Source organism: Liquorilactobacillus sicerae, assembly GCF_029916425.1.
In the GTDB taxonomy this organism is placed as follows: domain Bacteria; phylum Bacillota; class Bacilli; order Lactobacillales; family Lactobacillaceae; genus Liquorilactobacillus; species Liquorilactobacillus sicerae.
On the sequence record NZ_JAHAVQ010000183.1, the window covers coordinates 1 to 473 of the forward strand.

Annotated in this window: 2 protein-coding genes; both read left to right on the plus strand. The window is 36.4% G+C overall.

What is annotated here, in order from left to right; all coding sequences use genetic code 11:
* On the plus strand, positions 1-275 hold a 275-nt coding region (locus KH893_RS11895; protein ID WP_281166289.1), incomplete at its 5' end, for a hypothetical protein.
* On the plus strand, positions 262-473 hold a 212-nt coding region (locus tag KH893_RS11900; RefSeq protein WP_281166290.1), incomplete at its 3' end, for an HD domain-containing protein. The genes KH893_RS11895 and KH893_RS11900, both read left to right, overlap by 14 nt.

Consider the following 473-nt stretch of genomic DNA (forward strand, 5'->3'; position numbering starts at 1 on the left):
GCTTTTCATTGTATAGCGGTTTTTATTTCCGTCATTTCGGATTGCGGTTTTGGGGCATTTTCATTTTTCCTCTAACTTTTAGTCTGGTTAATTTTTCTTCCAAGCTAATATTCGGCTCCTCTTTAATTACTTACAGTTATGCTTATTTCTTTGCTATCTCCTATCTTGTTCTCGCTCTCTTTACTTTTGTTGGCGATAATCATCACGATTCCTACTTAGATAAACAAATACCGGTTGACGATGGTTTTAAGGAGCTTCATGATGGAAAAAATTGAGAATCGCTCTTTTGAAGATGTTCACGATATTTATGTAAAGTATTTAACTCCGGACCAGGTCAAACGAGTTGATTCTGCTTATCAACTTGCAAAAAAAATGCATACAGGGCAGAAACGCAAATCTGGAGAAGACTATATTTATCACCCGATTCAAGTTGCTGGAATTCTGGCAGATTTGAAAATGGATCCGGATACAAT